Below are 24,967 nucleotides of genomic sequence, written 5' to 3' on the forward strand. Positions count from 1 at the left end.
CGCCGTGGGCCTATGGTAGCGTGGTTTGGGGGGTGGGGGGTGGGACGGAGGGCGACACGGGGGAGGGGGGGAAAGGCGAGCTAGCAACCCCTGCCCCCCCCGTCCCCCTCGTTCCCCCCCCCCGCGGCCGGCGGGAGCGCCCCGTTGTCCGTCGCGATCCCGCTCCGCCCTCAGCCGCCGTCGCGGGGTGTGGTCGTGACACGCGGCGTGCGGGTGAAGTACTCCACGAGCACCGGTGCCATCGCCGCGGGCTGGTACACGTGGTTCTGCCCCTTGAGCGGCTGGTACTCGGCGTCGGCGAGCGCTTCGGACACGTTGACCATGGCGTTGCGCATGTGCACGGGACTCCTGCTGCCCGCCAGCGCCAGGACCGGCATGGTCGCGCCCGGCCAGCGCCCGGCGGGCAGGCGCACGCCGCGGCAGTCCTGCCCCATGATCCGCACGTCGTGCGCGAGGGTGTGGGCGATGCGCTTGTGCTTCTTCCACAGCGGTGTGCGCTTCATGACCCCGATGACGAAGGCAGGGATTCCCACCAGCTTCATGAACGACGTGAGCGCGGCCGACCGCTCGTCCCGTGCGATCAGGTCGTCGATGGTCTCCGCGTAGCCGGCGGCCAGCGGCTCGTGCGTGTCGTCCACCACGAACGGCGCCTCGAAGACCACCAGGCGTTCGATGCCGGACAGGCGGGACGCCGCTTCCAGCGCCAGCGCGGAGCCGGAGGAGAAGGCGAAGACGAACGCGGTGCCGCCCGCGCGTTCGACCAGCGCGCCGATGTCCTCCACCTCCCGTTCCAGTGACCACGGCGTGACGCCGTCACCCGTCTCACCGCGACCGCGGCGGTCGAAGTCGTACACGGTGAAGTGCCTGGCCAGCAGTCCCGAGAGTTCGGTGCTGGGCCCCGACTTCCGATAGCACAGCGCCCCGTTGACGATGACCAGTGCGGGCCCGGTGCCGATCACCGTGTACGCGACCCGGGTACCGTCGACGGACGTGACGAACTCCGTCACGACAACACCTCCGTGCGATTGTGGTCCGATGTGGACTTCTCCCCCGCGGCGCTCTGCCACCCACCGAGGACGACCGGGAAGGTCTCCAGGCGCCGCATGAAGAACCCCGGGCGCCACTCCAGCCGATCCGGCGGGACCGCCAGGGAGACTTCCGGGAAGCGCTCCAGCAGCGCGGTCAGCGCGATCCTCGCCTCGAGCCTGCCGAGGCCGATCCCCGGACAGCGGTGGGGGCCGTGACCGAAGGCCAGGACACCGGGTGTGGAACGAGCGATGTCGAACACGTCGGGATCGGTGAACTGGTCGGGATCCCTGTTCGCACAGGCGAGCGACGGGACGATGAGGTCCGTCGCCGGCACGACCACGCCGTCCAGCTCGAGCGGCGCCTCGCGGTACCGGGGAGGCAGCATCCGGAACGGCGACTCCATCCGCACGGCCTCGTCGATCGCGGCGTCGATCTTGCCGAAGTCCGCGCGCAGTGCGTCCAGCTGGCCGGGGTGCAGCAGGAGCAGCAGGAGGGTGTTCGCGGTGGCGTTGATCGGTTCGCTCCCTCCGACCAGCAGCACCATGAACGTCGACACCAGCTCTTCCTCGTCGAGCCTTCCCTCCTCCCGCATCCGCACCAGCCTGGTGTAGACGTCGTCGGCGGGGAACCGGCGCTTGTGGGCCACCATGCGCTGGGAGAGCAGGAACATCCGGTAGCCGGCGTCGGAGATCTCCGCCGGGGTGCCGGTGACCATGCGGTCCACCCACAGCGGGAAGTCGCGCAGGTCCTCCTCGGCGAGACCGACGAACTCACCGATCATCCGCGACACGAAGGGGCGGATGAACCGCGCGAGCAGGTCGACCGGCTCGTCTGCGGGCAGGCCGTCGAGCAGGGAGCCGACGAGCTCGGTGATGCGGGGCGCGTGCCTCGCGACCGCCTCCTCGGTGAACTCGGGAGCGAGCACCGCGCGCAGGCGCCGGTGATCGGCTCCGTCGCGTTCGAGCACACTGCGCCGTGACGCGTGCTTGAGCCTCGCGGCGTCACCGGCGGCCGGCGTCCTGCCTGAGATCCGGTGCCTGCGGTTCAGCAGGTCCTTCAACGAGGAGTGGTCGGCCAGCACCCGCCGGACGTCGTGGTAGCGGGTGATGACCCACATGCGGTAGCCGTTGGCCAGCACCGGGAAGGCCGGCGTGGCCTCCCGCATCGCCGCGAGCGTCGGATAGGGGTTGTGCACGAACGACTCGGTGACGATGTCCATCGGGCACTTCGAGTCGGGACCGACTGCACCTGCTTCCACCAAGAACCACCTTCCTGTCCTGGTAGGACGGACGACCGGCACGGTCACCACCGCCCGGTGAGGCTACGAAGCGACGAGCGCGATCCGCCTCCCCCTGGGCGACGAGCAGACCGCGGGTACCGGAAACCTGCACGAAGGTGCAAACCGGTGAGAACCAGTGGTCCACCAGGCGGAACGCGGGCCCGCGGCCACGATCGTCGTGCCTACGCTCGGGTGCTGCCGCGACCACGCGACTGAGCAGACGAGGGGACGAACGATGTCCGTTGTTGTCTTCGGTGCCACCGGCCGGCTGGGTCGTCACCTGGTGCGCTGCCTGCTCGTCAGGGGTGCCGATCCCGGGTCCCTGCACGGCACGGGCAGGAAGGCGGAACGGCTGCGCGAACTGGCCGGTACAGGTGTCCGGACGTCCTTTGTGGACTACGACGACCCGGAGTCGGTGCGCCGCGTCCTGGGCCGCGGTGACACGCTGATGCTCGTCTCCGGCAGCGACATGGCCGAGCGGGCCGTCCAGCACAGGACGGTCGTCGACACGGCGGTGGCGGCCGGTGTCGCCCGCATCGTCTACACGAGCGTCGTCAACGCCGGTGATCCCGCGTTCGTGTTCGCCCCCGACCACATCGCCGCGGAGACGCACGTCCGGGACAGCGGGGTGCCGTTCACCTTCCTGCGCAACGGCTGGTACACCGAGAACTTCGGACACCTGCTGCGCTTCGCGGACACGACGGGAACGATCACCACGTGCACGGGTGGTGGCAGGGTCGCCAGTGCGACCCGCCTCGACCTCGCGGACGCCGCCGCCGCGGTGCTCGTGGGAGGGGACGTCCACGACGGCCGCACCTACGAGCTCGGTGGCGACCAAGCCTGGTCCTTCGACGAGTTCGCGCAGGCGTGCGCCGAAGTGCTCGGCAAGCCTGTGCGGCACAACGACGTCACTCCTGACCAGCGCACGGAGTTCCTGGTGGGCCAGGCCGGCCTGACCACTACGTCCGCTCGGTTCGTGACGGATTTCGACCTCAACGTGCGCGACGGGCTGCTCGGCCGTTCGACCGGGGAGCTGTCCCGCCTCATCGGCAGGCCGACCACTCCCCTGCTCGACTCGCTTCGCGTGGCGGCCGGCAAGGTCCTCCGGCGGGCGGAGCACGCCGCGCCCACCGGGTCGTGACGTGACCGCTCCTCCGAACGGCTCAGACCGGGTACATGACCTCCGGATAGCCGAGGTGCGGCGCGGACACGCCGGTCAGCCTGGCGTCGATCTCGGCGGGGAGGACCTGCTCAGCGGCGGCGAGGCACCCGCGCAGCTGGTCCGCGCTCCTGGCACCGACGAGTGCCGAGGTCACCCCCGGCCGGTTCACCGTCCAGCTCAGCGACACGACGACGGGCGACAGGTCCAGTTCGTCAGCGGAGTCGTGCACCGCCCGCATGACCTCCCATGCCTCGGGGTTCTGGTCGAACACCGGTTTGGCGTACCACCGGAAGTACCCGTCGGCAAGGCCCGCGGCCCGTCTTCCGCGGCGCGACCCGGCCTCGGCGGAGATGGCGACGTTCGACCGGCTCACCCGGCCGCGCAGGAGCGCCCCGATGATCTCCTCGCAGCCGCCGCCCTCGCCGTGGACGTCGGCGATGCCGAGGAGGTTCCCGCCCGCGCCGAGGCAGGCCCTCGGCTGTTCGGCCGCGTTGCCCTCGTCGCCGGTGGCGACGCCAACCACGGCGCGACGGCCGCCGTGCGGACCGGTCCGCGTGGCGGAACGACACGTCGACGGCCGCCGCGTGGGCCGGGTCGTCCCGCACCGCCTGTCCGGTGGCCGGGCCACACCCGCTCGCGGTGGTCCCCTCGCCGAACCGAACTCCAGGAGGCACTGATGGTTCACCCGTCCGCGACCGGTGGCCCCGGCAAGGTGATCGCGACTCCGCCGGTCTTCCCCGGCTCGGACGACTCGTCCTGGGCCGAGCGCCTGCTGCTGCGTGGACCGTCCGAAGAGGACTGCCTCGCCGTACCGGACCCGATGTCCCGCGGCACGTTGCGACGGCTCGTGGCCGAACGGGGACTGGCGCTGCGGAACAACGGTGTGACCACGGACTCGGCGGTGCTCGTGCGGCTGCCGGCCTGCGTGGAGTTCGTCACGACCGTCCTCGCGGCGTGGAGCCTGGACGCCCAGGTGGTCGTTGTCGACCACCGGGTTCCCGGTGCGGCCGTCCGCGGCATCGCCGACACCTTCACCCCCGCGGTGATCGTGTCCACCGACGGCGATCTGCGGGCGGGCACGTCCCTGCCGGCCCGCCGTCAGTCGGACCACGCACTGGTGCAGATCAGCTCCGGTTCGACGGGCCTGCCCAAAGCCGTGGGCCGCGGCATCGCCGAGATCGAGGCGGAGGTGCGCAAGACCAGCCAGATGGGCCACCTGCCCCGTGCGGGTGACACTGCTGTGCTGCTGGCGTCCTTCGCGCACATGTATGGGTTCTTCGCGGGCATGATGCACTGCCTGAACACGGGCGCTGTGCTGAGGACGCCGCGGAGGATGAGCCCGCAGGCGATCCTGACCGCCGCGCACGCCGCACCCGGCCGGGCCACGTTGCTGGGCGTGCCCTTCCACCTCGACCTGCTCACCGCACTCCCGCCGCGCGACCGCCCACTGCCCGCCGTCGAACGGTTCGTCTGCTCGGGGGACGTGCTCTCCCCTTCCCTGCGCGAGTCGTTCACGCGCCTGTACGGAGCCCCGGTGGGGCAGCTCTACGGCATGACCGAAACCGGTCTGATCGCGGCGAGCCCGGACAGCTCGGTCGGCAGGGGTGTCGGACGACTGGTGCCAGGCGTCATCGGCAAGTTCGAGGACGGCGAACTGTGCGTAGCACTGGACTCCGACCCCTACCTGTTCCGCCCGGATCTCCGCAACTGGCAGGACGGCTGGTTCCACACCGGGGACGCGGCGGAGATCGACGACGAGGGCTGGGTCACGTTGCACGGCAGGACAGACGCGCAGATCGCCATCGGCGGCCTCAAGGTCAACCTGCTCGAAGTCGAACAGGTCGTGCGTGCCACGGCAGGGGTCAGCGACGCCGTCGTCGTCTTCGACAAGGACATCATCGCGTACGTGCAGATGACCTACCTCACCAGCACTCGTGAGTCCCATGCCGGGCGGGTGCTGGCCGATCTGGCCACTCGCCTGGCGCCGCACCAGCGGCCGCGGAGATGTCTGGTCGTCGATGAGCTGCCGAAGACCCCGTCCGGAAAGAAGGTCAGGGACGCGGCACGGCTCGCGCTGTCCGCGAAGACCGGAGGTGCCGCGTGACCGAGCTCGTCCCACCCACGGCGCAGGACCTCCTGCACGTCGTCGCACAGGCACGCGACACCCCTGGCGAGCCGGCGGTCGAGCCGTTCAGCTCGATGGAGGTCATCTGGCTGATCAGCTGGGCCGAGACCAGGTACGGCGTCGAGTTCGACCTCGGCGACAACGACCTGGCCGAGATGTCCACCGCCGGCGACGCGGCACGTGCGCTCGGTCACCTCATCGCGCTGGCGCGACAAGCCGGGGCGCGGGACGAAACAGCCGTGCCCTGACCCGTCCCGCCTCCGGGACGGCGGTGGACCGACGTGGTCCGGTGCCGCCGGACGGCGAGTCCGGTGCGGGGGTCGCCAACGAGGAGCACCGAGGTCTCGGCGGCAGAGTGGTCCCGGTCAGCTGCTCCCGTGCACGTCCGAGCCTCGCCGAGTGGCCGGCGGGGCGGCGGGCGACGACGCCGCACGAGCAGGGTGCGGACGGCTTGGGCACCCCGGCCGCCGGTACTGGTGCGAATCCCGGGAGCAGTGCCGGTGGCGCGGTCCACTCGGCACGAGACCCGGTGCCCGCATCGACAGGCGCGGGCACCGGGTCTGTTCAAGCGTCACCGGACGGGCAGCGCACCTCCCGCATACCCGGCCTGGAAGTACCGGACTGCCGCCGTCAGCACCTCGTCCAGCCCTCGACCTCGGCCGGATCCGGCTGTTCACCCCGCACCCGCTGGAGGAAGGCCGCCCACCACGGGACCAGCTCGCGGGCCTCACCTCGGCGGGGCGGGTCGTGGCGCAGATCTGGCGCCTGGACGGCTCCGCCGTGGGCAGCCCGTTCTCGGCGGCGGTCGCGGCGAACGCGGCCAGGGCGACCATCACCACGACCGGTGGCCAGCCCCTGCTGTAGACGGCCGATACACCGAACCTGCACCTCGTGGACGTGACGCTCACCGACAGCGGCGGTTCTCCGTTGCACACCACCGCGGTGCGGTTCGGTTTCCGCACGGTCGAAGCGCGCGCGGGCGACCGCATCTACGTCAACGGCAGGCGGATCGTGCTCAAAGGCGCCAACCGGCACACGTTCTGGCCCACGCTGGGCCGCGCGTCGAGCCTCCGGCTCGCCCGGCAGGACATCGGGCTGATGAAGGACGTGAACATCAACGCCGTCCGGATGTCGCACCACCCGCCGGACGACTTCTTCCTCGACCTGTGCGACGAGCTGGGACTCTACGTCCTGGACGAACGGGCGGGATGGCAGAAGCGCTACGACGAGGGTGTCGGCGCGCCACTGGTGGCCGCGACGGTAGGACGCGACGTCAACCACCCGTCCATCCTGTTCTGGGACAACGGCAACGAAGGCGGCTGGAACACCGCGGTCGACGACGACTTCGGGCTGTACGACCCGCAGAAGCGCAAGGTGCTGCACACGTGGGCGGCCTTCGACGGCGTCGACACGAGCCACTACCAGAGCTACGCCAGCACCGTCGCGAAAGCGGCGGGCAGCACCGTCTTCATGCCCACCGAGTTCCTGCACGATCTCTATGACGGCGGTGCCCGGCACGGGCCTGAACGACTGCTGGAAGGTGATGGGCGGCGTGCAGCGGTCCGCGGGCGGGTTCATCTGGGCGCTCGTCGGCGAGGGAGTCGTGCGCGACGGCCGCGGCGGGGCGATCGACACCACGGGAAACCGGGCACCGGAAGGCATCCTCGGCCCGTTCCGCGAGAGGGAAGCGAGCTTCCACACCATCAGGGACATCTGGGCACCGCTCCAGCTGACCAATCCCGGGTACTACGCGTCGACGTTCCCCGCGGGGTTCGACAAGACCGTCGAAGTCGTCAACAACTACGGCTTCACCAACGTCAGCCAGTGCGGCTTCACGTGGCGGCTGCTGAGGTACAACTCCCCCGGCTCCGGCAGCGGTCGTTCCATCGTGGCAGAAGGCGCGTTCACCGGTCCCGACATCGCACCCGGCGCGAGAAGTGCCCTGTCGCTTGACCTGCCCGCCGACTGGGCCACGGCGGACGCGCTGACCGTGACCACGAGGGATCCAAGCGGGCGGCAGGTCGGCGCGTGGACGTGGCGGATCAAGAAGGCGGCTGAGCACGCCGCGCGGCTGGTGGTCCCGAGCCGGGCAGTGTCACCGCGGTCGAGGACTCCGCCACGGTGACGATGACCGCCGGGACCACGCGGGTCACCATCAGCAAGTCGACCGGACGGCTGGCGGGCGTGACCCACGACGGCACAGCGGTGTCGCTGACCAACGGCCCGGCACCGGCGGCCGGCACCGCTGAACTCACCGGCCTGCGCCACTTCCGCGACGGCACCGGCTGAGTCGTCCAGGCCGACTACACCGGGGACCTGACTACGCGCGGACCGGCGTGCAGATCGACGCCGCGTGCCCGGAGCTGACCAACAGGGAAGGCTCCTCCGTGGTGTTCGCCGCGGGAGCGTTCGTCGGCAGGTTGTACCCCCTGTCCCAGCCCCCGCCGGCGCCGGCCGAGCTCTACGCCCGCGAGCCCGGGATCGCGGCGGTGTTCCCGCCTTTCCGGCTGGCGCTGCAACGCTTCATCGCGGCAACCGCGGCGACCGCGGCGACCGCGGCCAGCCTGCCCGCGGTCCACGGCGACTCGCCCTGACCGCCTTGCTCTTCCCGTGGCGCGCGGCCGGAAGCCGGGCACGGCACTGTCCTGAGAGGACCGAAGCCCTCCCAGGACAGTTCGTGACGAGCTCAAGACGAGCCGGCCTGTCGGCTCGTCACCACCGGCTCTTCACGGCCTGCGGGAGATGGTCACCGCGGTGCGACGTCGGTGCAGTCGACCTTCTTGTCCGGCAACCGGCCGGTGGTCAGGAACGTCACCGTCGCCTCGTCCGCGCACGTGGAGCCCTGGTGGTAGACGTAGTGCCCGCCGTTGTCCGCGCCGACGAAAGCCGCTCGCTTGCCGAGGACCTCGTACAGGCCGAGGCCGTCCTCCCACGGGGTGGCGTTGTCCCTGCGGTTCTGCAGGATCAGCGTGTTGCGCGGCCCCTCGCCCGTCACGCGGACGGGGTCCTCGACCGGCTTCGGCCAGAACGCGCAGGCCCAGATGTTGGCGGGCATCCCCGCGGTGAGCGGCCAGGCCGCGCGGTTCTCGGCGGTGCGGCGGGCGTACTCGTCGACGTTGTCGGACCACGGCGCGTCGCCACAGGTCAGTGCCAGGAACATGGTGGCCTGGTTGTCGGCCAGCACCCGCGGGGTCTGCGGTGGGGCGGCGAACACCTGGCGCAGCACCTGGCCGTCCGCCTCGGTGAGCTTGCCATCGGCCAGCCCGGCTGCGGCCTTCCAGAACTGCGCGAGCACCGGGAGGGTCTCGTTGTGCAGCAGGAGGCTGTAGGTGACGGTGCGCAGCAGCGACCCCGTCAGGGCCTGAGGGGTGCCCGGGACGGGCGCGGGGGTGCGGTCGAGGCGGTCGGCGAGTGCGAGGTACTTCCGGGTGACCTCCTCGACGGTGCCGCCCAGTCCCAGCGCGGCCTGCTGCGCCGCGGCGACCCTGGCCGCGTCGGGGAAGCGTTCCGACATGGCCTTGCCCCAGTTGTCCGTCGCGTGGGCCCAGACCTTCGTGGGGTCGACGTTGCCCTCCAGGACCACCCTGTCGGCGTGCTCCGGGAACAGCGACTCGTAGACGGTGCCGAGGTACGTGCCGTAGGACTGGCCCCAGTAGGAGATCTTCTCCTCGCCGAGCGCCATTCGGATGCGGTCCACGTCGCGAGCCGTGTTGGCGGTGGTGAAGTACCGGAGCTTCTCGCCGGCGTTCTTCGCGCACCGTTCGGCATCGGCACGGCCGTGGACGACGTTCGCCGTGATCGAGCCGTCCGCGGCCGGGTAGGGGAAGAGGCCGGCGAGGGACGGGGTGTCGAGGCCGCAGCTCTGCGGGGTGCTGTGCTCGACTCCCCGCGGGTCGAAGCCGATCAGGTCGTAGGCCGCCAGCACCGCGGGCGGCAGGGTCGGCGCCATGACACCCGGTGTGTCCAGCCCCGGCAACGCCGGACCGCCGGGGTTCAGCAGCAGGACGCCGCGGCGGTCGCCGGACTGCGCCGCCGGCAGCTTCGAGACGGCCACCTCGATCTTCTCGCCACCGGGGTTGCGGTAGTCGAGCGGGACCTCCACCGTTCCGCAGGTGAGCCGGGGGTCACGGCTGGCGCCCTCGGCCAACGCCGGACACGCGCCCCAGGTGATGCGGGGCGTAGCGGCCCCCTCGGCGACGGCCGGCGGCGCGTCCTCGTCCGCGGCGTCCTCACAGCCCGCCACCGCTGTGACGGTGAGCGCCACCGCGACCACCAGCCTCGTCGCCCTCCAAGGAATATCGGCTCCTGCTGACCGTTGCATGGTCTTCAACGCCCTTGTCCTCCACTTTCGGCATGCCGCGACGCATTGACGCCGTCGCCAGCGAACCTAGGGAAGGCCGCGGTGCCACGAATCCCCTTGGTGTGGACACTGTTCTGTAGTCCTCACGGGGGACAACGAGCGTCGCGACTGGCTGTCGGCCGGGAGAGTCAGTACGGTTCGTACGGGCTGTCGTGACCGAACACGCGCGCGACCGGACGCAACCGCAGTCGCAGCAGCACCTTGATGAACCCTTGCGCAGGAACCACGGCAGCTGCGCGAGCACCCGGACGCGATCCGCCGGGCGCGGAGCCGTCGCGCGAAATCGGGCCAGCGAACCCGTGCGGTCGTCGTAGGTGTACCGCGAGCCGACCAGGATCTTCGCCAGGATGCCGCTCGTGACCCCGACCGACGAGTACGCGTCGTGGACCAGAATCTCGCCGCCGGGCGTCAGGTGCGATGACCAGCGCAGGTCGTCGGTGAACGTCCGGTAGTCGTGCTCGCCGTCGACGTAGAGCGGGTCGATCGGCCGGTCCCAGCCGGGCTTCAGCTCGGTGCTGTAGCCAGGAACCAGCTCGACCCCGTCCTGGAGACCCGCGCCCGCGATGTTCTGCTCGAACCTCGTGCGGGTCGGCTTGCCGCCGAACAACCGGCCCTCGACGAACAGGTCGATCGCCACGACCGTCGCGCCCACCCACCGCGCGGCCAGGCCGAGCACGGTCGTCGACCGGCCCTGGTGGCTGCCGATCTCGACGACGCGGCTGCCCGCGGGCAGCCGGAGGGCCGCTTCCCACAGGACGCGGGCCTGCGCCTCGGTCAGCCAGCCGGGTATCACCTGCGCAAGCCGCCAGACTTCGGCGAAGCGGAGCGATCCGGCCCTCGCCGATCCGGACGCGCAGAGCCGGGTCCGTGACCCCGAGCCAGCGCTCGGGGGCGAGGCACAGGACGGCGACCTTCCCGAGGTGGCCCGTTCGAGGCCCACCGGACCGCGTAGGTCACGCCGCCCCTGGTCGCCCAGCCGACGCTGGTGTGCGCGTCGTTGGTCCACCGGACGACGCTGGTGTCACCTTCGGACAGGTCTCCCAGGAGCTGGGCGACGCCGTCCTCTCCCCAGACCGCCGCGTGCCACCGAACGTCGCCGTTGGTCGTGCCCGAGGAGCCGAAGACGGTTCCACTGGCGTTGATCCGCGCCGAGCCGCTGGTATGCCCCGGCGCCGGAACGAGCGTCGTCGCACAACCGTCGGGACTCCACAGGGTGGGGTCCAGCAGTCCGTTCCGGTTGGTGCAGCCCGTGATCTGCCCCGAGTCGTTGATCGCCAGCGCGGCGCCGTTGCCGTTGCCCAGCGGCGTGATGGTCCCGTCGGGATCCCAGCGCACCGGGCGCAGGCCGCCCGAACCACGCGACGACCCGACGATCGCCCCGGCGGAGATGATGCCCCAGGCGTAGCTCTCGCTGTCGCCGGGAAGCGCCCCGAGGTCCGTGACGACGCCGTCGACGCCCCAGCGCACGGCACGCTGGCCGAACGGCGAGTCGTAGGAGTAGCCGGCGGCCAACCCACTGGCGTTGACCGCCTCCGCCGCGGCGTACCGGCCACCGGGGAGCGTCTCGAGGTCGGTGACGCTGCCATCGGCCGCCCACCGGACGGCGTGCCGCCGCTGGGTGTTGGACGAGTCGCCGACGATCACACCGGAAGCGTTGACGGCGTTGGCACTGCTGGCGGTGTCACCCGGCCACGCGGGCAGGCAGACGACCATCCTTTGTCCGAGACGCGTTTCGCGCGAGCTCCCCTCCAGTAACGCCTCCTGCCCGCCGGGCAAGGGCAGCGTGATCTTGGCAGGAAGGAGTTGGCCGCGCTGCTGATTTCCGCACCTTGTTCGCCGTCGGTGTGCTTGTGCCACACCAGATCCAGCGGTGGGAGATGGGCTTCCTCGGCGAGGGCGACGAGCGTTCCGGTCGCCTCGCCGGGGCGTGCGAAGCGGGCGCAGCCTCAGGACAGACGAGCGGGCAGCGCCTCGACGATGCGGGTCTCGATGATGTCGCTCCACACCGCATCGCCCGCGGCCGTCATGCCGGGGAACCGGCGTTGCAGCCCGGTGAGCACGTGCGCCATCTCGGCCCTGCCCAGTGCCGCGCCGCTGCAGTGGAACATGCCGTAGCCCATGTTCAGCATGCGGTGGGTGTTGCGGCTCGGGTCGAAGGTGTCCGGGTCGGGGAACACGCCGGGGTCCCGGTTGGCCGAGGCCAGCAGCATGCGCACCGAGGACCCGGCGGGGATGGTGGTCTCCCCCATGTCCACGTCGTCCAGCGCGATGCGCGGGATCGGCGTGTACAGGACGACGCCGTCGTGGCGGAGGGTCTCCTCGACGAACGCCTGCACCCTGGCCTCTTCGCCGCTGTCGAGCCAGTCCCGGTAGCCGGTGTGGCTCAGGAACGCCTGCATGCCGCGGTCGATGCCGGAGATGGTGCTCTCGTAGCCGGTCATCCACACGATCCACAACATCGAGATGAGCAACGAGTCGTCGTCGGGCTCGTAGCTGTCGTGCACCTTGACCAGGCGGGTGATCATGTCGTCCTCCGGGACGGCCCGCCGCTCGGAGACCTTCTGCCGGAAGTACTCCTCGACCTTCTCGCTGGCCTCGTCCGCCGCGAACACGACCGCCTCGTCGGTGGTGACCAGCGCCTGCATCATCTGGGCGATGGTGTCGGCGATCCACACCCTGTCGTCGGCCGGTACGCCCACGCGGTCGGCGAACACGAACTGGGTCAGCGGTGTGGAGACCTCCGCGTGCAGGTCGACGGTCTCGCCGGCGGCGAGCTTCGGTGCGATGCCGTCGAGGACGCGTTCCAGGTGCTCGACGATGCGCGGCCGCAGCTTCTCCACGCGGGCGGCGGTCATGTCGCGGGCCATCACCGAGCGCAGCCGGGTGTAGTGCGGGTGGTTCTTCGACGCGAAGGCCCTGATCTGCTTGCTGATCGACGGGTGGTCGCGCTTGTCGCCGGGGATGTCGGCCCACATCGAGGCCTCGTCGGGGACCGTGAACGCGGTGCCGGTGTGCTGCATCGTGTAGAAGACGTCGTCGTAGTTGCTGAGCAGGTAGAACCCGAACTTGCTCTTGTGCACGGGGTCGTTCTCGCGCAGCCAGTGCAGGAACGGGTAGGGGTCGCTGCGGTGCTCCGGCCGCGAGAGCTCCTCGAGGGCGTCGATTCCGACGGTCACAGGCTCCTCCTGGGTCTGGGCCGGCGTCAGCCGGGAAACGGGCAGCCGGTGGCCGCCGACTGGGGTGTGCGGGCGACGAAGAACGCGACCGGGAAGCCGAAGGTGACGTGCCCGGACTCGTCGGCCTCGGCGGCGGCGTCGGCGATCAGCTCCTGTTCGACGACCGCCCGGCGTTCCTCCGGCACGGCGTCCCACACGGCGCGCATGCCGTGCTGCTGGGTCCAGCGGACCAGTCCCTCCGGCGAGTCGGAGACGACCTGGACGTCCTCGCGGTGCTCGGTGACGTCGACGAAGCCCGCGTCGGCCAGCAGGCCGGGGATCGCCGACAGGTCGAGCAGGTCGCCCTGCACCAGCCTGGCCACCATCGGCCGCTGTTGGAGCACGGACGTCGGGATCTCCGCGGCCAGGCGGCCGATGTCGACCGGACCGGTCTTCCAGGCTCCCTCCTGGTTGCGGGTGTCCGGCGCGCTGAACGCGAGGACGCCGCCCGGCTTCAGCAGGTGCGCGTAGTTGGCCAGCGCCACCGAGAGCGCGGGCACCATCACGATGCTCATGCTGCCGGTGATGGCGTCGAAGTCCCGCGGTGCGAACGTCGGGTCCTGGCCGTCCATCCGCCGGATCTTGATGTTGCCGATACCCGCCGCCGCCACGTCGGCCTTGATGGCGTCGACCATCGCGGCGGACAGGTCGATGCCGAAGACCTCGCCCTCGGCACCGACCGCGGCGGCGGCCGGGAAGGTCACGGCTCCGCGGCCGCAGCCGATGTCCAGCACGCGCTGGCCCCGCCGGACCGCGGCGTGCTCCAGCAGGCGTTCGGCCACCGGTTTGAAGAACACCACGCCCTCGGTGTCGTACTCGCCGGCGACCTTGTCGAACACTCCGTCGAACGCACCCTGGGTCTGGGTCATCGTTGTCTCCGGTTCTGGTGACGGGGGAAGGCGGGACTCACCACTGGACGGGCAGGACCTTCGGGGACCGCAGCAGGCCGCCCTCCTGCCACTCCAGCTCCTCCCACGGCGTCGCGAGCCGCAGGCCGGGGAAGCGCCGGATCAGGCCGCCGAGCGCCTCCTGCATCATCACGCGGGCCAGCGGGGCACCGGTGCAGTAGTGGGCGCCGCCTCCGAAGCCGAGGTGCCGCGACGCCTCCGGCCTCGTCAGGTCCATCGTGTCGGGGTCGGCGAAGACCGCGGGGTCGCGGTGAGCGAGGTGGTGCAGCGGGATGACGCCCTCGCCCTTGCGCACGAGCTGCCCGCCGATCTCCAGGTCCTCCTGGGCGACGCGGATCGGCAGTCCGCTGCGGGACAGCCTGGCGAACCGGATCAGCTCCTCCACGGCGGTCGGCACGGCCTCGGGGTGCTCGACCAGCCACCGGTACTGTCGGGGGCGCTTGAGCAGGGCGGTGAAGCACACCGCCATCTCCTTGAGCGAGGCGTCGTTGGCGGCGACCAGGATCAGCAGGAGGTTCTGCACAATCTCGTCGTTGCTCAGGCCGCCCGTCTCGTCGCCGATCCGGATCAGGTCGGTGGTGAAGTCGTCACCGGGGTTCGCGCGCTTGGCCTCCACCAGGTCGTAGCCGTACCTGTTCAGCTCGGCCGCCGACTCCATGATCTCCACCGCGGTGAACGAGGTGGTGTGCTGGATGTGGTCGGCCCACCGCACGAACGGGTCCCAGTCCTCCTCCGGTGCGCCGTAGAGCTGGCAGATCACCGTGACGGGCAACGGTGTGAGGAACCGGGCCAGCAGGTCCAGCGGCTGGTCGTCGAAGCCGTCGAGCAGCTTGTCCACCAGCGCGGCGATGCCCGGCCGCTGGCGTTCCTGGGCCGCGGGCGTGAGCGCCCTGAGCATCATCCGCCGGACCCTGGTGTGGTCCTCCTTGTCGAGCTTGGGCAGCATCTCCGGGGTGGCCTGCGCCGGCGTGGTCCTCGGCGCCTCCGGCTCGAACGCGGCGGGCCGGCTCATCCTCGGATCGGTGATCACCTGGCGCGCGGTCTCGTAGGTGAGCGCCACCCACGCTTCGGTGCCCTCCTCGGTCAGGGCGCGCACCAGCGGGCCGCTCTCCCGGAGGCCCAGAGCCACCGGGTCGTCCTCGTCCGCCTCACGCAGGACGAACGGGAACAGGGGCGGTTCGGACGCGAGGTCGGTCATCGGCTTTCCTTTCGCACCAAGGGTCTCGGCAGATCGGTCACCACTGGACGGGCAGCGTCGCCGGCCCGCGCTGCAGACCCCCCTCCTTCCACGGCACCTCCGCCGGGTCGACCGCGAGCCGCAGCCCCGGCAGCCGCCGGGTGATCTCGGTCAGCGCCGTGACGAGCTCCAGCCGGGCCAGCGGCGCGCCGAGGCAGAAGTGCGGACCGGCGCCGAACGACAGGTGCTTGCCGGCGTCCACACGGGACAGATCGAGGTCCTGGGGACAGTGGTAGCTCTGGGGATCGCGGTTGGCGACGTGGTGCAGCACCGCGACGGTCTCGCCGGCGCGCACGAGCGTTCCGCACAGGTCGACGTCCTCGACCGCGACGCGCACCAGCAGCCCGCTCGGTGACAGCAGCAGGTAGCGCAGCAGTTCCTCGACGGCGTTCGGGATGAGCGCGGGACGTTCCACCAGCCGCGCGTACTCCTCGCGCCGGGTGAGCAGCAGCACCAGCGAGTTGGACAGCTGCTTGAGCGTGGTGTCGTGCCCGGCTCCGAGCATCAGGAACAGGTTGTTGACGAGCTGCTCCTCGGTCAGCCTGCTCCCCTCGTCGGTGACCGCGATCAGCTCCGTCGTCAGGTCGTCGCCCGGTGTCTCCCGCTTGCTCGCCACCAGCTCCCGCATGTACCGCTGTAGGTTGCCGATGCCTTCGCCGATCTCCTCGCGGGTGAACCCGGTGTCGCCGAGCATCCGGTCGGTCCAGTCCATGAACTTCCCGCGGTCGTCGTAGGGCACGCCCAGCAGCTGGCAGATCACGGTGACCGGCAGCGGCACGGTGAAGTGCTCCACGAGGTCGAGCGGGGGGCCTTGGCGTTCGACGGCGTCGAGCAGTCCGGTGACCAGGTTCTCGATCCACGGCCGCATCCGCTCGACCATCCGCGGTGTGAACGCCTTGGCGAACAGCCGCCGCGCACGGGCGTGCTCCGGACCGTCCATGCTGATCAGCAGGTCGGGGATGGCGTTGCCGATCTTCGGGCCGTCCGGTTCCAGCGCCACCTGGCGGCTGAAGCGCGGGTCGGTCACCACCTGGCGCGCGGCGTCGTTGCCGAGCGCGACCCAGATCTCGTGGTCGGTGTCCCGCAGCCTGGCCCTGGCCACCGGGCCGTCGGCGAGCAGCGTGACGCCCTGCTCGTCGGTGTCGGACGCGGCGGTGAGCACGAAGGGGAACTCCGGCATCGGGCACCGCGTCGCGGCTTCCTGCGTCCGGGTCATCGCGTTGCTCCTGTTCACAGGAAGAGGGCCGACTTGGCGTTGGTGACCCATTTCGGGGCGCCGCGCTGGGTGTTGCGGCTCTTCTCCACGAAGACGATGTTGTGGTGCATGCACACACCCGAGACGGTCCGTTCGGTCAGAGTCGGCTCGTAGTCGTCGTCCTCGCGCACGTGTTGCTGGTAGTTCAGGCCGTCCAGCAACGTCTTCACGAAACCGACGGTGGTCGACGGCGAGCTCAGGTCCGTGCTGCTGCCGCCCCAGCCGGGCCAGTACGACGCGCCGACGTCCTCGACCACGTAGAGACCGCCGGGCCGCAGGTGCGGGAACAGCGCGGTGAACGAGGTGGTGACGTGGCTGTTGACGTGGCTGCCGTCGTCGATGATCACGTCGAACGGGCCGTGGTCGCGGGCCACCCCGGCGAGGAAGTCCTCGTCGTCCTGCGCTCCGTGCACGGCGACCGCCCGCGGCGGCGTCATGATCGCCTTGTCCCTGGAGTCCACCCTGACCAGCCGGCCGCGCCGGAAGTAGTGCGTCCACATCAGCGCGGACTCGCCCTGGTCGCAGCCGATCTCCAGCACCCGGACCTGCCGGTCTCGCAGCGCGCCGAAGTACCGCTCGTAGACGTCGGTGTAGTAGTGCCTGCCCCACTTGTCCGCGCCGGCGGAGATGGCCAGCTCGGTGAGGTCGGCGGGGTGCCGGCTCGCGGCGTGCGACGCGGTGCGCCCCGCCGAGATGGCCAGCGCGCGCCGCCGGGCGAGGCTGCCGTCAGGGTCGCTCTCGGGTGGTCCGTCGGGCGCGTGGAGCGTGACCTCCCTTGTCGCGTCGTGCTTTCCGGCCTCGCCGTACACCGAGCGCAGCAGCTCGGAGAGGTCCTGGGCGACCACGACGTCGGGGCTGTCCACCCGCCCCTGTTCGACGGTCACGCCCTGCCCGCCGACGGTCATCACGTAGGCGAGCGCGTCGCCGCCGAACGCGAGCTCCCACTGCACCGGGACCTTCTCCCCCGGCCCCGGCAGCACCTGCGTCAGCGCGGCGACCTCGGCCAGCACCGCCTCGGCGACCACGTCCGGGCCGAGCTCCGCGATGGCGGTGACGGCGGCGTGCTCGGGCAGCACCGCCGCGGCCAGCACCTTGTCGATCGTTGTGTCAGCCACGATGGCTCACCTTCCGGGTCGGTCCGGGTTTCGTGGTCGGGCTCGGTCGGTCAGCACGACGGGAAGGACGTTGATGCGACGGGTCATCCACTCGGACTGCCACCGCACCTCGGTGGTGTCGCTCAACCGCGCCCGCGGGAACCGCGCGAGGAACGCGGACAGCGCGATCCTGGCCTCCTGACGGGCCATCGGCGCGCCGAGGCAGTAGTGGTGCCCGAGCCCGAAGCTGATGTGCGGGCGCCCGGCGGCCGGGTCGAACGTGCCGGTGGAACCGTTGTGCGGGCAGCGGTTCGCCGCCGCCACGTTGATCTGCACCGGTGCGCCCTTCGGCACCAGGTAGCCGCCGAGGTCGACGTCCTCGGTGGCGAACCTCCAGGTGGCGTGCGGGAACGGCGGGTGGATCCGCAACGTCTCGTCGATCCAGGCGTCGATCTCCGCCTCGGTGCCGGGCCGGCGGCCGGGCTCGCACCGCATCGCCTCGAGGATGCCGGCCGAGATCAGGCTCGCGGTCGACTCGTAGCCCGCCATCACCAGCCCGACCGTCCACGTGACGACCTCGTCGAGGGTGATCGCCTCGTCGCCGTCGACGGCGTGGAGGAGCCCGGTGATCAGCCCGTCCCGCAACGGTTCCGGGTTGCTCGCCCAGCCGGCGACGGCACCGGCGAGCGCGCCGACACCCGCGGTCCGCACGGCCTGGTCCGGCGAGTAGATGATGTCGTCGGTGGCCCGGCGCATCTGGCCGTGCATCTCCGGCGGGAGGCCCAGCATCTCGCAGATGAAGGCGAGGGGCAGCGGATAGGTGTAGTGCTCGACGAGGTTGACCTCGCCGGGCTCGGCGGCGAGTGCGTCGAGCAGCTCCGCGGCGAGCACCTCGAGGCGGGCTCCCCACCGTGCGGTGTCGCGCGGCGTGAAGATCCGCTGGTGCAGCCTGCGGATGCGGTCGTGCTCCCGGCCCTCGCTCATGACCATGGTCCTGGCGACGTCGGCGCGCGGCTGCGAGCCGAGCATCACGCCCGGCACCCGCATCCACTCGGGTGTCAGCTCGATGTCCTTGCTCAGCCGCCGATCCGTCAGGGCCTGGCGGACGAGGTCCATGTCGGTCACGACCCACGCCGTGCCGCCGTAGTAGTCCACCGTGACCACGGGAGCGACCTGGCCGGCCGCGACCAGGCTCGGCATGCAGTCGACGGGTGCGGGCACGGTCGGCACGTCCACGTGCGGTGGGGTCGACAACGTCTCGGGTGTCACTGCTCGCCTTCCCCGCTCCTGGCCGTCGCCGCGAGGTCGACACTGGCCACCAGTCCCTCGATCAGGTCCGCGGTCCGGTGTGGACCGTCGTGCGCCAGGTGCTCCTGCCGCAGGCGCTCGGCTGCCTGGCGGTAACGCCCATCCGCCAGCACCGTCCTGACCGCCCGGCGGATGCCCTGCACCGACACCGCGCGGCGGCCGAGCGCGAGGCCGGCACCCGACCAGCGCACCCGCGCGGCCACGTCCGACTTCTCCTCGCTGGCCCCGGCGACGACCAGCGGCACGCCGTGGCCGAGAGCCGCGTTCACGCCGTTGAAACCGCCGTTGGTGACCATCACGTCGACGTGCGGCAGAAGTCGTTGGTAGGGAACGAACTTCTCCACCCGCACGTTGTCCGGCAGCGAGCTCCCGGCCGCGCCCAACGGGGTGTTGCCCGTGGTCACCACGACCAGCACGGGTTCGTCGGCCAGCGCCCGGATCGCCGGGAGCAGGAGGCGGTCCACGTCGTCGGCGATCGTTCCCTGGGTCACCAGCACCACCCGGCGGTCACCGGCCAGTTCTCCCCACCAGAAAGGAGGGCCGAACGGTGCGTCACCCGCCGCGTCGTCGAGCCTGCCGACGAACCTGGTGCCGGCGAACAGGTCCGTCCGCGGGAACTCGAACGATCCGACCGTGCCCAGCACGTAGAGATCGGGCGGTCGCGCGATGTTCTCCATGGCACCAGTGGTCAGCCGTGGCAGTCCCACGCCGGCGCGCACCTCGTCGGCACGAACGCGCACCGTCCGCAACGCCAGGTGGTCACCGGACCACGCCAGCAGCCGGTTGCGCAGCCGTCCGAGCGGTGAGCTCGACGGCCCCAGCCCGAACCCGAGCGGCGCGGTGTCCCCGCTGCCCAGGATGTACACGGAGTTCGAGATCCACACCTGGGGAATCCCGCTGAGCTCGTGCGCGAAGCAGGCGCCGTAGCACATGTCGTCCGACACGATCACGTCGGCGGGAAAGCGCTCCAGCACGGCCATCAGATCGGTGAGCTGGTCCGGTGCGGTGCGGTAGAAGATGTCCGTCATCCCCGCCTTGAAGCTGGCAAGCCCGGTCAGTCCCGCGAGCTCGGGGAACGCCTCAGCCTTGCTCCTGCCACCGAAGTCGTGGGCGGCGCGCATGGGCTCGAACACGGCTCCCGCAGCGCTGACCCGGTCGCGGTAGGAAGTGCCGGTGTACCAACGGACCTCGTGTCCACGCGCTGCCAGCGCCGACGCGACCGGCAGCACCGGGTTGACGTGGCCGTCCGCCGGTGTCGTTGCGATGAGGACCCGTGTCACGTCCGTCTCCCTGGGGCGATCGACGTTCGAACCGCGGACCACGCTGCCGGGCGCCCGGCGCCGGGGACAAGACGACGGCACCGACACCGTCAGGGTTGGTAGTCACCGCCGCCGCGACAGCCGGCCGGGCCGCTCCAGCACTACTCACCGGGCCGTCGGATGAGGGATGCCTCCCGGCCGCCGGGCTCCGAATGATGGAACGACCTTTGGCCGCGGTGCCGCACGGGCGTTGCCCGGTCGCACACTCCGACGGGAGGGGTTTCATGGCCACTCAGCTCAGGACGGTCGAACGTCTGCGCCTGGCCGCACGCACGCCCAAGACGGTCACGATCCTCGGCGCCGGCGTGTCCGGGCTGGTCGCCGCCTACGAGCTCGAACGGCGGGGCCACCGCGTGGAGGTCATCGAGGCCGGTGGCCGGATCGGCGGCCGCGTCCACACGCACCGGTTCGGCGCGGGGCCGGGTGCCCCTGCCGTCGAGCTCGGCGCGATGCGGATCAAGAGCGACCACACCCGCACCCGGCACTACATCGCACAGCTGGGCCTGGCCGGCGATCTCGCCGAGTTCGACACGCTGCTCTCCGACCAGAACAACCTCCTGCACGTCGAGGACACCGGGCACGTCCGGGTGCGGGACGCGCCGGAGGTCTTGTCCGGTCGCCTGGCGGGGCGCCTCGGCCGGCACCGCTACCGGCCGGCGACGCTCGTGTTCGGAACCTGGCTGGAGACCTGCCTGACCGCGATCGCGCCGCGGGAGTTCGGCGGCCGGCCCGAGGTCGGGCGCGAGCTGCTGGACGTGGTGGACGGGATCGACCTGACGCCCTACCTGCACGCGGGCGGTGCGCGGATCGACCTGCACGCCGTGTTCGCCGACCACCCGCGGCTGCGCACCGGGGCGTTCCTCGGCCGCGAACGCATGCTGGCGGACGTGCTGGACGAGACCAGTTTCGCCCTGCACCGCCTGCGGTCCGGAATGGACGGTCTGACGAACCGGCTGGCGGACGAGGTCCGCGGCCCGATCGCGCTGAACCACGAGGTGCTGGGGCTGTCGGTGCGACCCGACGGCGTGGACCTGACCCTGCGGCACGGCAGCACGATCGCCCACCACGCCTGCGAGTACGTGTTGTGCACCATCCCGTTCACGGTCCTGCGGACGCTGCGGCTGGACGGCATCGACGCGGACAAGCGCGCCGTCATCAACGAGACGCGGTACTGGCCGGCGACGAAGGTCGCGCTGCACTGCCGCGAACCCTTCTGGCAGGCCGACGGCATCACCGGTGGTGCCTCGTACACCGGTGGCCTGGCCCGGCAGACGTACTACCCGCCGGCACCGGACACCGGTGACCGGGGCGCGGCGCTGCTGGTCAGCTACACCATCGGCCCCGACGCGGACGAGCTGGCGAAGCTCGGGGGGCCCGGCCTGCTGCGGGCCGTCGTCGAGGAGGTCGGCCGGATGCACCCGGCGCTGCTCGAGCCGGGCATGGTGCTGGGCTCGAAGGTCCAGGCGTGGGGTGGGCACCGGTGGAGCCGAGGCGCCGCCGCCATCCGGTGGGAGCAGGACCTCGGCACCCAGCAGGACCACCGGGCCGCGGCGGCCCGGCCGCAGGGACCGCTGTTCTTCGCGGGTGAGCACTGCTCGTCCACGCCGGCCTGGATCGAGGGCGCGATCGAGTCGGCGATCGACGCCGTGCACGGCATCGAGCATTCCGGGGCCCTGCGCTGGAGTCGCCGGCCCGCGGTGTGGAAGGAGGCGCTCGGATGAGCGTGTTCCACCTGCCCCGCGTGCACTTCGCCGGTGTCGCGACGACCCAGCTGCCCACCGGGCCGCGCACCGGCCTCGTCGACCTGGCGACCAACCGCCCGCTGACAGCCGACGGTTCCCCGTTCCCGCCGGACCGGTCGCCCGCGGAGTACGACGGACCGCCGGGCGACCACGCGGCCGGCAACGGGCACTTCGTACTGGACGCCTCCGTGTCCGCCGTGGAACTGGTCGCGGGCGAGGTGAGTTCCGCCGACCCTCTGGTGGGCAGCAAGGTCGACTTCTGGGGCCACTACAACGAGTACCTGCAGACCACCGTCAACCGCGCGCGGGTGTTCGACCTCGACCCGTCGTCGAACTGGACCACCACGCTCGTGGTCGGCCTGCTCGGGTTCGGGCGGGTCGGGCGGTCGCACGACCGCGGCTACGCGATGACCGGGGTGGTGCACGGCTTCCAGCCGCCGCGCTGGCACGACTTCCGGCACGGTGGGTCGGCGGTGCACCAGTTCGTGGTGACGGCGGAGGACCTGACCTGGCTGGGCGACATGGCCGGCTCACCCGCGGTGGCCGCGCTGGCCCAGGCCGGTGCCGACGGGCTGGTGGTGCAGTTCTGCCTGACCGCGTCCGCGCCCACGCTCGACGCGCCGAGGCGGCACGACCTCCGGGGCACCATCGCTCCCTGGCGGTGCGCGGAGATGCGCACCTGGCCCGCCGGAAGGCTGATGGTCCCCGAGGACCCGGACATCGGACCACATCTGTTCACAGTGGACACTGTCGCCGACGGGGTGACGTTCAACCTGGTCGGCGCGCTCGGGCCCGGCCTGCCGCCGGAGGACCTGGAGCTGCGCACGGCGGAGTCGGACCGGCTGGTCGGGTCCGTGGCGGCCAAGGCGCTCGCGGACGCCGAACGCGGAGGGGGCCTGGTGTGGTCGCCAGCGGTCGACGAACCGGGACAGGAGGCGCTGTTGCTGGTCTCCGCGCAGACCGGGCAGGTGCTGTCCCGCGAGCAGGAGGTCGTCCTCCAGGCCGACGACGCGTGCCTGGTCCTGGAACACCCGCGTCGTGCCGACGACGCCGGTCACGACGTCGACGTGGAGTTCCGGTCCTTCGTCCGCGGCCGTCCCGCGCCTGTGCGAGGCGTCCGGCTGCACCAGGTACCGAACCCGCGCGCCCTGCCGCTCGCCGACGACGCCGCCGAGGCGCGGATCGTGCACTTCCACCCGATCGCAACGGAAACCGGTCAGGACGGGGTCGGCCGGTTCCGGGTGCGCGGCGCCCGTGCCGGCTCCGCCCGCGTCCTGCTGACCACGACCGAGCCTGGGCCGTTGAGCTACGACAACGACGACGCGACCGGTTTCTGGGCTGCCGCCGGAGGTCTGGCGGTCCGCGTGCTGCCCGACGACTGGTGGCTTGACGACCTGCCGGACGACGCTGTGACGTTCGAGACCGTGTACCGCGAGGTCTTCGCCCCGTACGAGGCCCTGTACCCGTTCATGCGGCAGGAGGTCTTCAGCCTCGCCGACCGCGGCAAGGTGGAGACCTACGCCAAGCTCATCTGGCAGATGTGCGACCCCGCCAACAAACCGAAGACCTACTACATGCCGCCGACCCGGGACCTGTCCGAGCCGAAGGCGCAGCTGCTGTTGCGCTACCTCCGCGCCCAGCAGGTCCCCCGGCAGGTGCTGCGCTCCCAACCGGCCCGAGCCACCCCGCGCCGTGGCATCCGCACGAGGGACGAGCTCGTCGCGGCGTTGCGGGACGCGGTGACGCTCGAACTGGCCGTCATGGTGCAGTACCTGTACGCCGCCTACACCGTGCCCACCTACGGCGCCGGCGTGGAGTACGTCCGCCGTGGCGACTGGACACCCGAGCAGCTGGCGATCGCGTGCGGCGACGGTGGCCGGACCCTCGACGGCGGCGTCCGCGGCACCCTGATCCGCGTCGCGCGCGAGGAGATGATCCACTTCCTCGCCGTCAACAACATCCTGCAGGCCGTCGGGGAACCGTTCCACGTGCCGGTGCTGGACTTCGGCTCGCTCAACGGCACGCTGCCCATCCCCCTCGACTTCGCGCTGGAGCCGCTCAACCCGGCCAGCGTGCACCGGTTCGTGTGCGTCGAACGCCCGGAAGGGCTGGTCGACGACGTCCGGCTCGGCGAGCGGGCCGGCCGCCGGGACGAGGACGACGACCACCACCGCTACGACTCGATCAGCGAGCTGTACCAGGACATCCGCGACGGATTGTGCCGCGTCCCCGGCCTGTTCGCGGTCCGGCCGGGCCGGGGCGGCGGCGAGCACCACCTGTTCCTGCGCGAGGAGATCAACCGCCGGCACCCCGACTACCAGGTCGAGGTGGACGACCTCGCCAGCGCCCTGGCCGCCGTCGACGTGGTGACCGAGCAGGGCGAGGGCGGCGACCTCGCCGACGGGGAGGCCGAGCCGGAGCAGTCCCACTACGCCGCCTTCGTCGACATGGCGGCGACGCTGCGGGCCACGGACTGGGTGCCGTCCTACCCCGCGGCACGCAACCCGACGGTGCGCCGCGGCGACCTCACCCGCGAGTACGTGCCCGATCCCGAGGCGCGGGAGCTCATGGCGTTGTTCAACGAGGCGTACGCGGTGATGTTCCAGCTCGTGGTGCAGCACTTCGGCGGAGGTCCGGACACCAGCCTGCGCCGCTCGCGGCTGATGAACGCGGCGATCGACGTGATGACCGGGATCATGCGGCCCCTGGGCGAGCTGCTCGTGACGATGCCCTCCGGGGTGCGCGGCCGCACCGCCGGTCCCTCCTTCGAGCTGGACCGCGCGCCCGGATTCCTCGCGCGGCACGACGTGGCCGTGCACCGGGTGTCCCGGCGCCTGGAGGCGATCGCGTCCCGGTGCGCGTCCATCCCGCTGGTGCCGGCGCAGGTCGCCGAGATCAGCGCACTGCTGGCCGACCAGGTGAGGAGCAGCTGAG

The 24,967-nt window shown here is 71.4% G+C and carries 21 protein-coding genes and 1 pseudogene; 9 read left to right on the forward strand and 13 right to left on the reverse strand.

All coding sequences use genetic code 11. The annotated features are described in order from the left end of the window. Nucleotides 1–170: 170 nt before the first annotated feature. Nucleotides 171–1,007, reverse strand: coding sequence for an alpha/beta fold hydrolase (locus ACFWV3_RS03115; RefSeq protein WP_382407622.1), 837 nt, complete (start codon nucleotides 1,005–1,007; stop codon nucleotides 171–173). Then, on the reverse strand, nucleotides 1,004–2,287 hold the full coding sequence (locus tag ACFWV3_RS03120; RefSeq protein WP_382407624.1) for a cytochrome P450: 1,284 nt from the start codon (nucleotides 2,285–2,287) through the stop codon (nucleotides 1,004–1,006). Before ACFWV3_RS03120 ends, ACFWV3_RS03115 begins: the two co-directional genes overlap by 4 nt. Before the next feature lie 256 nt (nucleotides 2,288–2,543). On the opposite strand from ACFWV3_RS03120, the gene ACFWV3_RS03125 reads away from it, so the two are divergent. Next, nucleotides 2,544–3,449 carry an NAD(P)H-binding protein gene (locus ACFWV3_RS03125; RefSeq protein WP_382407626.1) on the forward strand — a complete coding sequence of 302 codons (906 nt, stop codon included), beginning with the start codon at nucleotides 2,544–2,546 and terminating at the stop codon, nucleotides 3,447–3,449. A 22-nt stretch (nucleotides 3,450–3,471) separates the two neighbouring features. Here ACFWV3_RS03125 and ACFWV3_RS03130 read toward each other — a convergent pair whose 3' ends face one another. Next, on the reverse strand, nucleotides 3,472–3,993 hold the full coding sequence (locus tag ACFWV3_RS03130; RefSeq protein WP_382407628.1) for an aldo/keto reductase: 522 nt from the start codon (nucleotides 3,991–3,993) through the stop codon (nucleotides 3,472–3,474). Between the two features lie 153 nt (nucleotides 3,994–4,146). On the opposite strand from ACFWV3_RS03130, the gene ACFWV3_RS03135 reads away from it, so the two are divergent. The 6 genes and pseudogenes from ACFWV3_RS03135 to ACFWV3_RS03160 all read left to right on the forward strand — a co-directional run bounded on the left by ACFWV3_RS03135 (nucleotide 4,147) and on the right by ACFWV3_RS03160 (nucleotide 8,189). Further along, on the forward strand, nucleotides 4,147–5,574 hold the full coding sequence (locus ACFWV3_RS03135) for a class I adenylate-forming enzyme family protein (RefSeq protein WP_382407630.1): 1,428 nt from the start codon (nucleotides 4,147–4,149) through the stop codon (nucleotides 5,572–5,574). Next, nucleotides 5,571–5,843 (forward strand): hypothetical protein, encoded by a 273-nt coding sequence (locus tag ACFWV3_RS03140; RefSeq protein WP_382407632.1) that lies wholly within the window; start codon nucleotides 5,571–5,573, stop codon nucleotides 5,841–5,843. The genes ACFWV3_RS03135 and ACFWV3_RS03140 overlap by 4 nt, the downstream gene beginning before the upstream one ends. Before the next feature lie 694 nt (nucleotides 5,844–6,537). Further along, a pseudogene (locus tag ACFWV3_RS03145) lies at nucleotides 6,538–6,909 on the forward strand (glycoside hydrolase family 2 TIM barrel-domain containing protein); the annotation flags it as partial. A 184-nt stretch (nucleotides 6,910–7,093) separates the two neighbouring features. Then, on the forward strand, nucleotides 7,094–7,720 hold the full coding sequence (locus ACFWV3_RS03150) for a hypothetical protein (RefSeq protein WP_382408158.1): 627 nt from the start codon (nucleotides 7,094–7,096) through the stop codon (nucleotides 7,718–7,720). A 2-nt stretch (nucleotides 7,721–7,722) separates the two neighbouring features. After that, the gene (locus tag ACFWV3_RS03155; protein ID WP_382407634.1) at nucleotides 7,723–7,884 is read left to right on the forward strand and encodes a hypothetical protein; all 162 of its coding nucleotides are present in this window, start codon (nucleotides 7,723–7,725) and stop codon (nucleotides 7,882–7,884) included. After that, a complete protein-coding gene (locus tag ACFWV3_RS03160) occupies nucleotides 7,881–8,189 on the forward strand; it encodes a hypothetical protein (RefSeq protein WP_382408144.1) in 309 nt (102 codons plus the stop codon). Before ACFWV3_RS03155 ends, ACFWV3_RS03160 begins: the two co-directional genes overlap by 4 nt. 152 nt (nucleotides 8,190–8,341) lie before the next feature. Here ACFWV3_RS03160 and ACFWV3_RS03165 read toward each other — a convergent pair whose 3' ends face one another. The 10 genes from ACFWV3_RS03165 to ACFWV3_RS03210 all read right to left on the reverse strand — a co-directional run bounded on the left by ACFWV3_RS03165 (nucleotide 8,342) and on the right by ACFWV3_RS03210 (nucleotide 20,252). After that, the gene (locus ACFWV3_RS03165) at nucleotides 8,342–9,859 is read right to left on the reverse strand and encodes an alpha/beta fold hydrolase (protein ID WP_382407636.1); all 1,518 of its coding nucleotides are present in this window, start codon (nucleotides 9,857–9,859) and stop codon (nucleotides 8,342–8,344) included. After that, nucleotides 9,825–10,748 (reverse strand): class I SAM-dependent methyltransferase, encoded by a 924-nt coding sequence (locus ACFWV3_RS03170; protein ID WP_382407638.1) that lies wholly within the window; start codon nucleotides 10,746–10,748, stop codon nucleotides 9,825–9,827. The genes ACFWV3_RS03165 and ACFWV3_RS03170 overlap by 35 nt, the downstream gene beginning before the upstream one ends. Beyond that, nucleotides 10,745–11,668, reverse strand: a complete 924-nt coding sequence (locus tag ACFWV3_RS03175; protein WP_382407640.1) for a hypothetical protein — start codon at nucleotides 11,666–11,668, stop codon at nucleotides 10,745–10,747. The genes ACFWV3_RS03170 and ACFWV3_RS03175 overlap by 4 nt, the downstream gene beginning before the upstream one ends. Nucleotides 11,669–11,901: 233 nt before the next feature. Next, complete coding sequence (locus ACFWV3_RS03180; protein ID WP_382407642.1) at nucleotides 11,902–13,131, reverse strand: cytochrome P450; 1,230 nt, start codon at nucleotides 13,129–13,131, stop codon at nucleotides 11,902–11,904. A 26-nt stretch (nucleotides 13,132–13,157) separates the two neighbouring features. Next, nucleotides 13,158–14,039, reverse strand: a complete 882-nt coding sequence (locus ACFWV3_RS03185) for a class I SAM-dependent methyltransferase (protein ID WP_382407644.1) — start codon at nucleotides 14,037–14,039, stop codon at nucleotides 13,158–13,160. 37 nt (nucleotides 14,040–14,076) lie between these two features. Continuing rightward, complete coding sequence (locus tag ACFWV3_RS03190; RefSeq protein WP_382407646.1) at nucleotides 14,077–15,276, reverse strand: cytochrome P450; 1,200 nt, start codon at nucleotides 15,274–15,276, stop codon at nucleotides 14,077–14,079. Between the two features lie 37 nt (nucleotides 15,277–15,313). After that, entirely contained in the window at nucleotides 15,314–16,531 is a 1,218-nt protein-coding gene (locus ACFWV3_RS03195) for a cytochrome P450 (protein WP_382407648.1), read from the reverse strand. Between the two features lie 14 nt (nucleotides 16,532–16,545). After that, entirely contained in the window at nucleotides 16,546–17,685 is a 1,140-nt protein-coding gene (locus ACFWV3_RS03200) for a class I SAM-dependent methyltransferase (RefSeq protein ID WP_382407650.1), read from the reverse strand. Nucleotides 17,686–17,691: 6 nt separating this feature from the next. Next, a complete protein-coding gene (locus ACFWV3_RS03205) occupies nucleotides 17,692–18,933 on the reverse strand; it encodes a cytochrome P450 (RefSeq protein ID WP_382407652.1) in 1,242 nt (413 codons plus the stop codon). Beyond that, on the reverse strand, nucleotides 18,930–20,252 hold the full coding sequence (locus ACFWV3_RS03210; protein ID WP_382407654.1) for a glycosyltransferase: 1,323 nt from the start codon (nucleotides 20,250–20,252) through the stop codon (nucleotides 18,930–18,932). Before ACFWV3_RS03210 ends, ACFWV3_RS03205 begins: the two co-directional genes overlap by 4 nt. 263 nt (nucleotides 20,253–20,515) lie before the next feature. Here ACFWV3_RS03210 and ACFWV3_RS03215 point away from each other — a divergent pair, with 263 nt between their 5' ends. Then, nucleotides 20,516–22,012, forward strand: a complete 1,497-nt coding sequence (locus ACFWV3_RS03215; protein WP_382407656.1) for a flavin monoamine oxidase family protein — start codon at nucleotides 20,516–20,518, stop codon at nucleotides 22,010–22,012. Then, on the forward strand, nucleotides 22,009–24,966 hold the full coding sequence (locus ACFWV3_RS03220; RefSeq protein ID WP_382407658.1) for a ferritin-like domain-containing protein: 2,958 nt from the start codon (nucleotides 22,009–22,011) through the stop codon (nucleotides 24,964–24,966). The genes ACFWV3_RS03215 and ACFWV3_RS03220 overlap by 4 nt, the downstream gene beginning before the upstream one ends. The last annotated feature ends 1 nt before the right edge of the window (nucleotide 24,967 follow it).

It is taken from the genome of Lentzea sp. NPDC059081, from assembly GCF_042738015.1.
GTDB lineage: Bacteria > Actinomycetota > Actinomycetes > Mycobacteriales > Pseudonocardiaceae > Lentzea.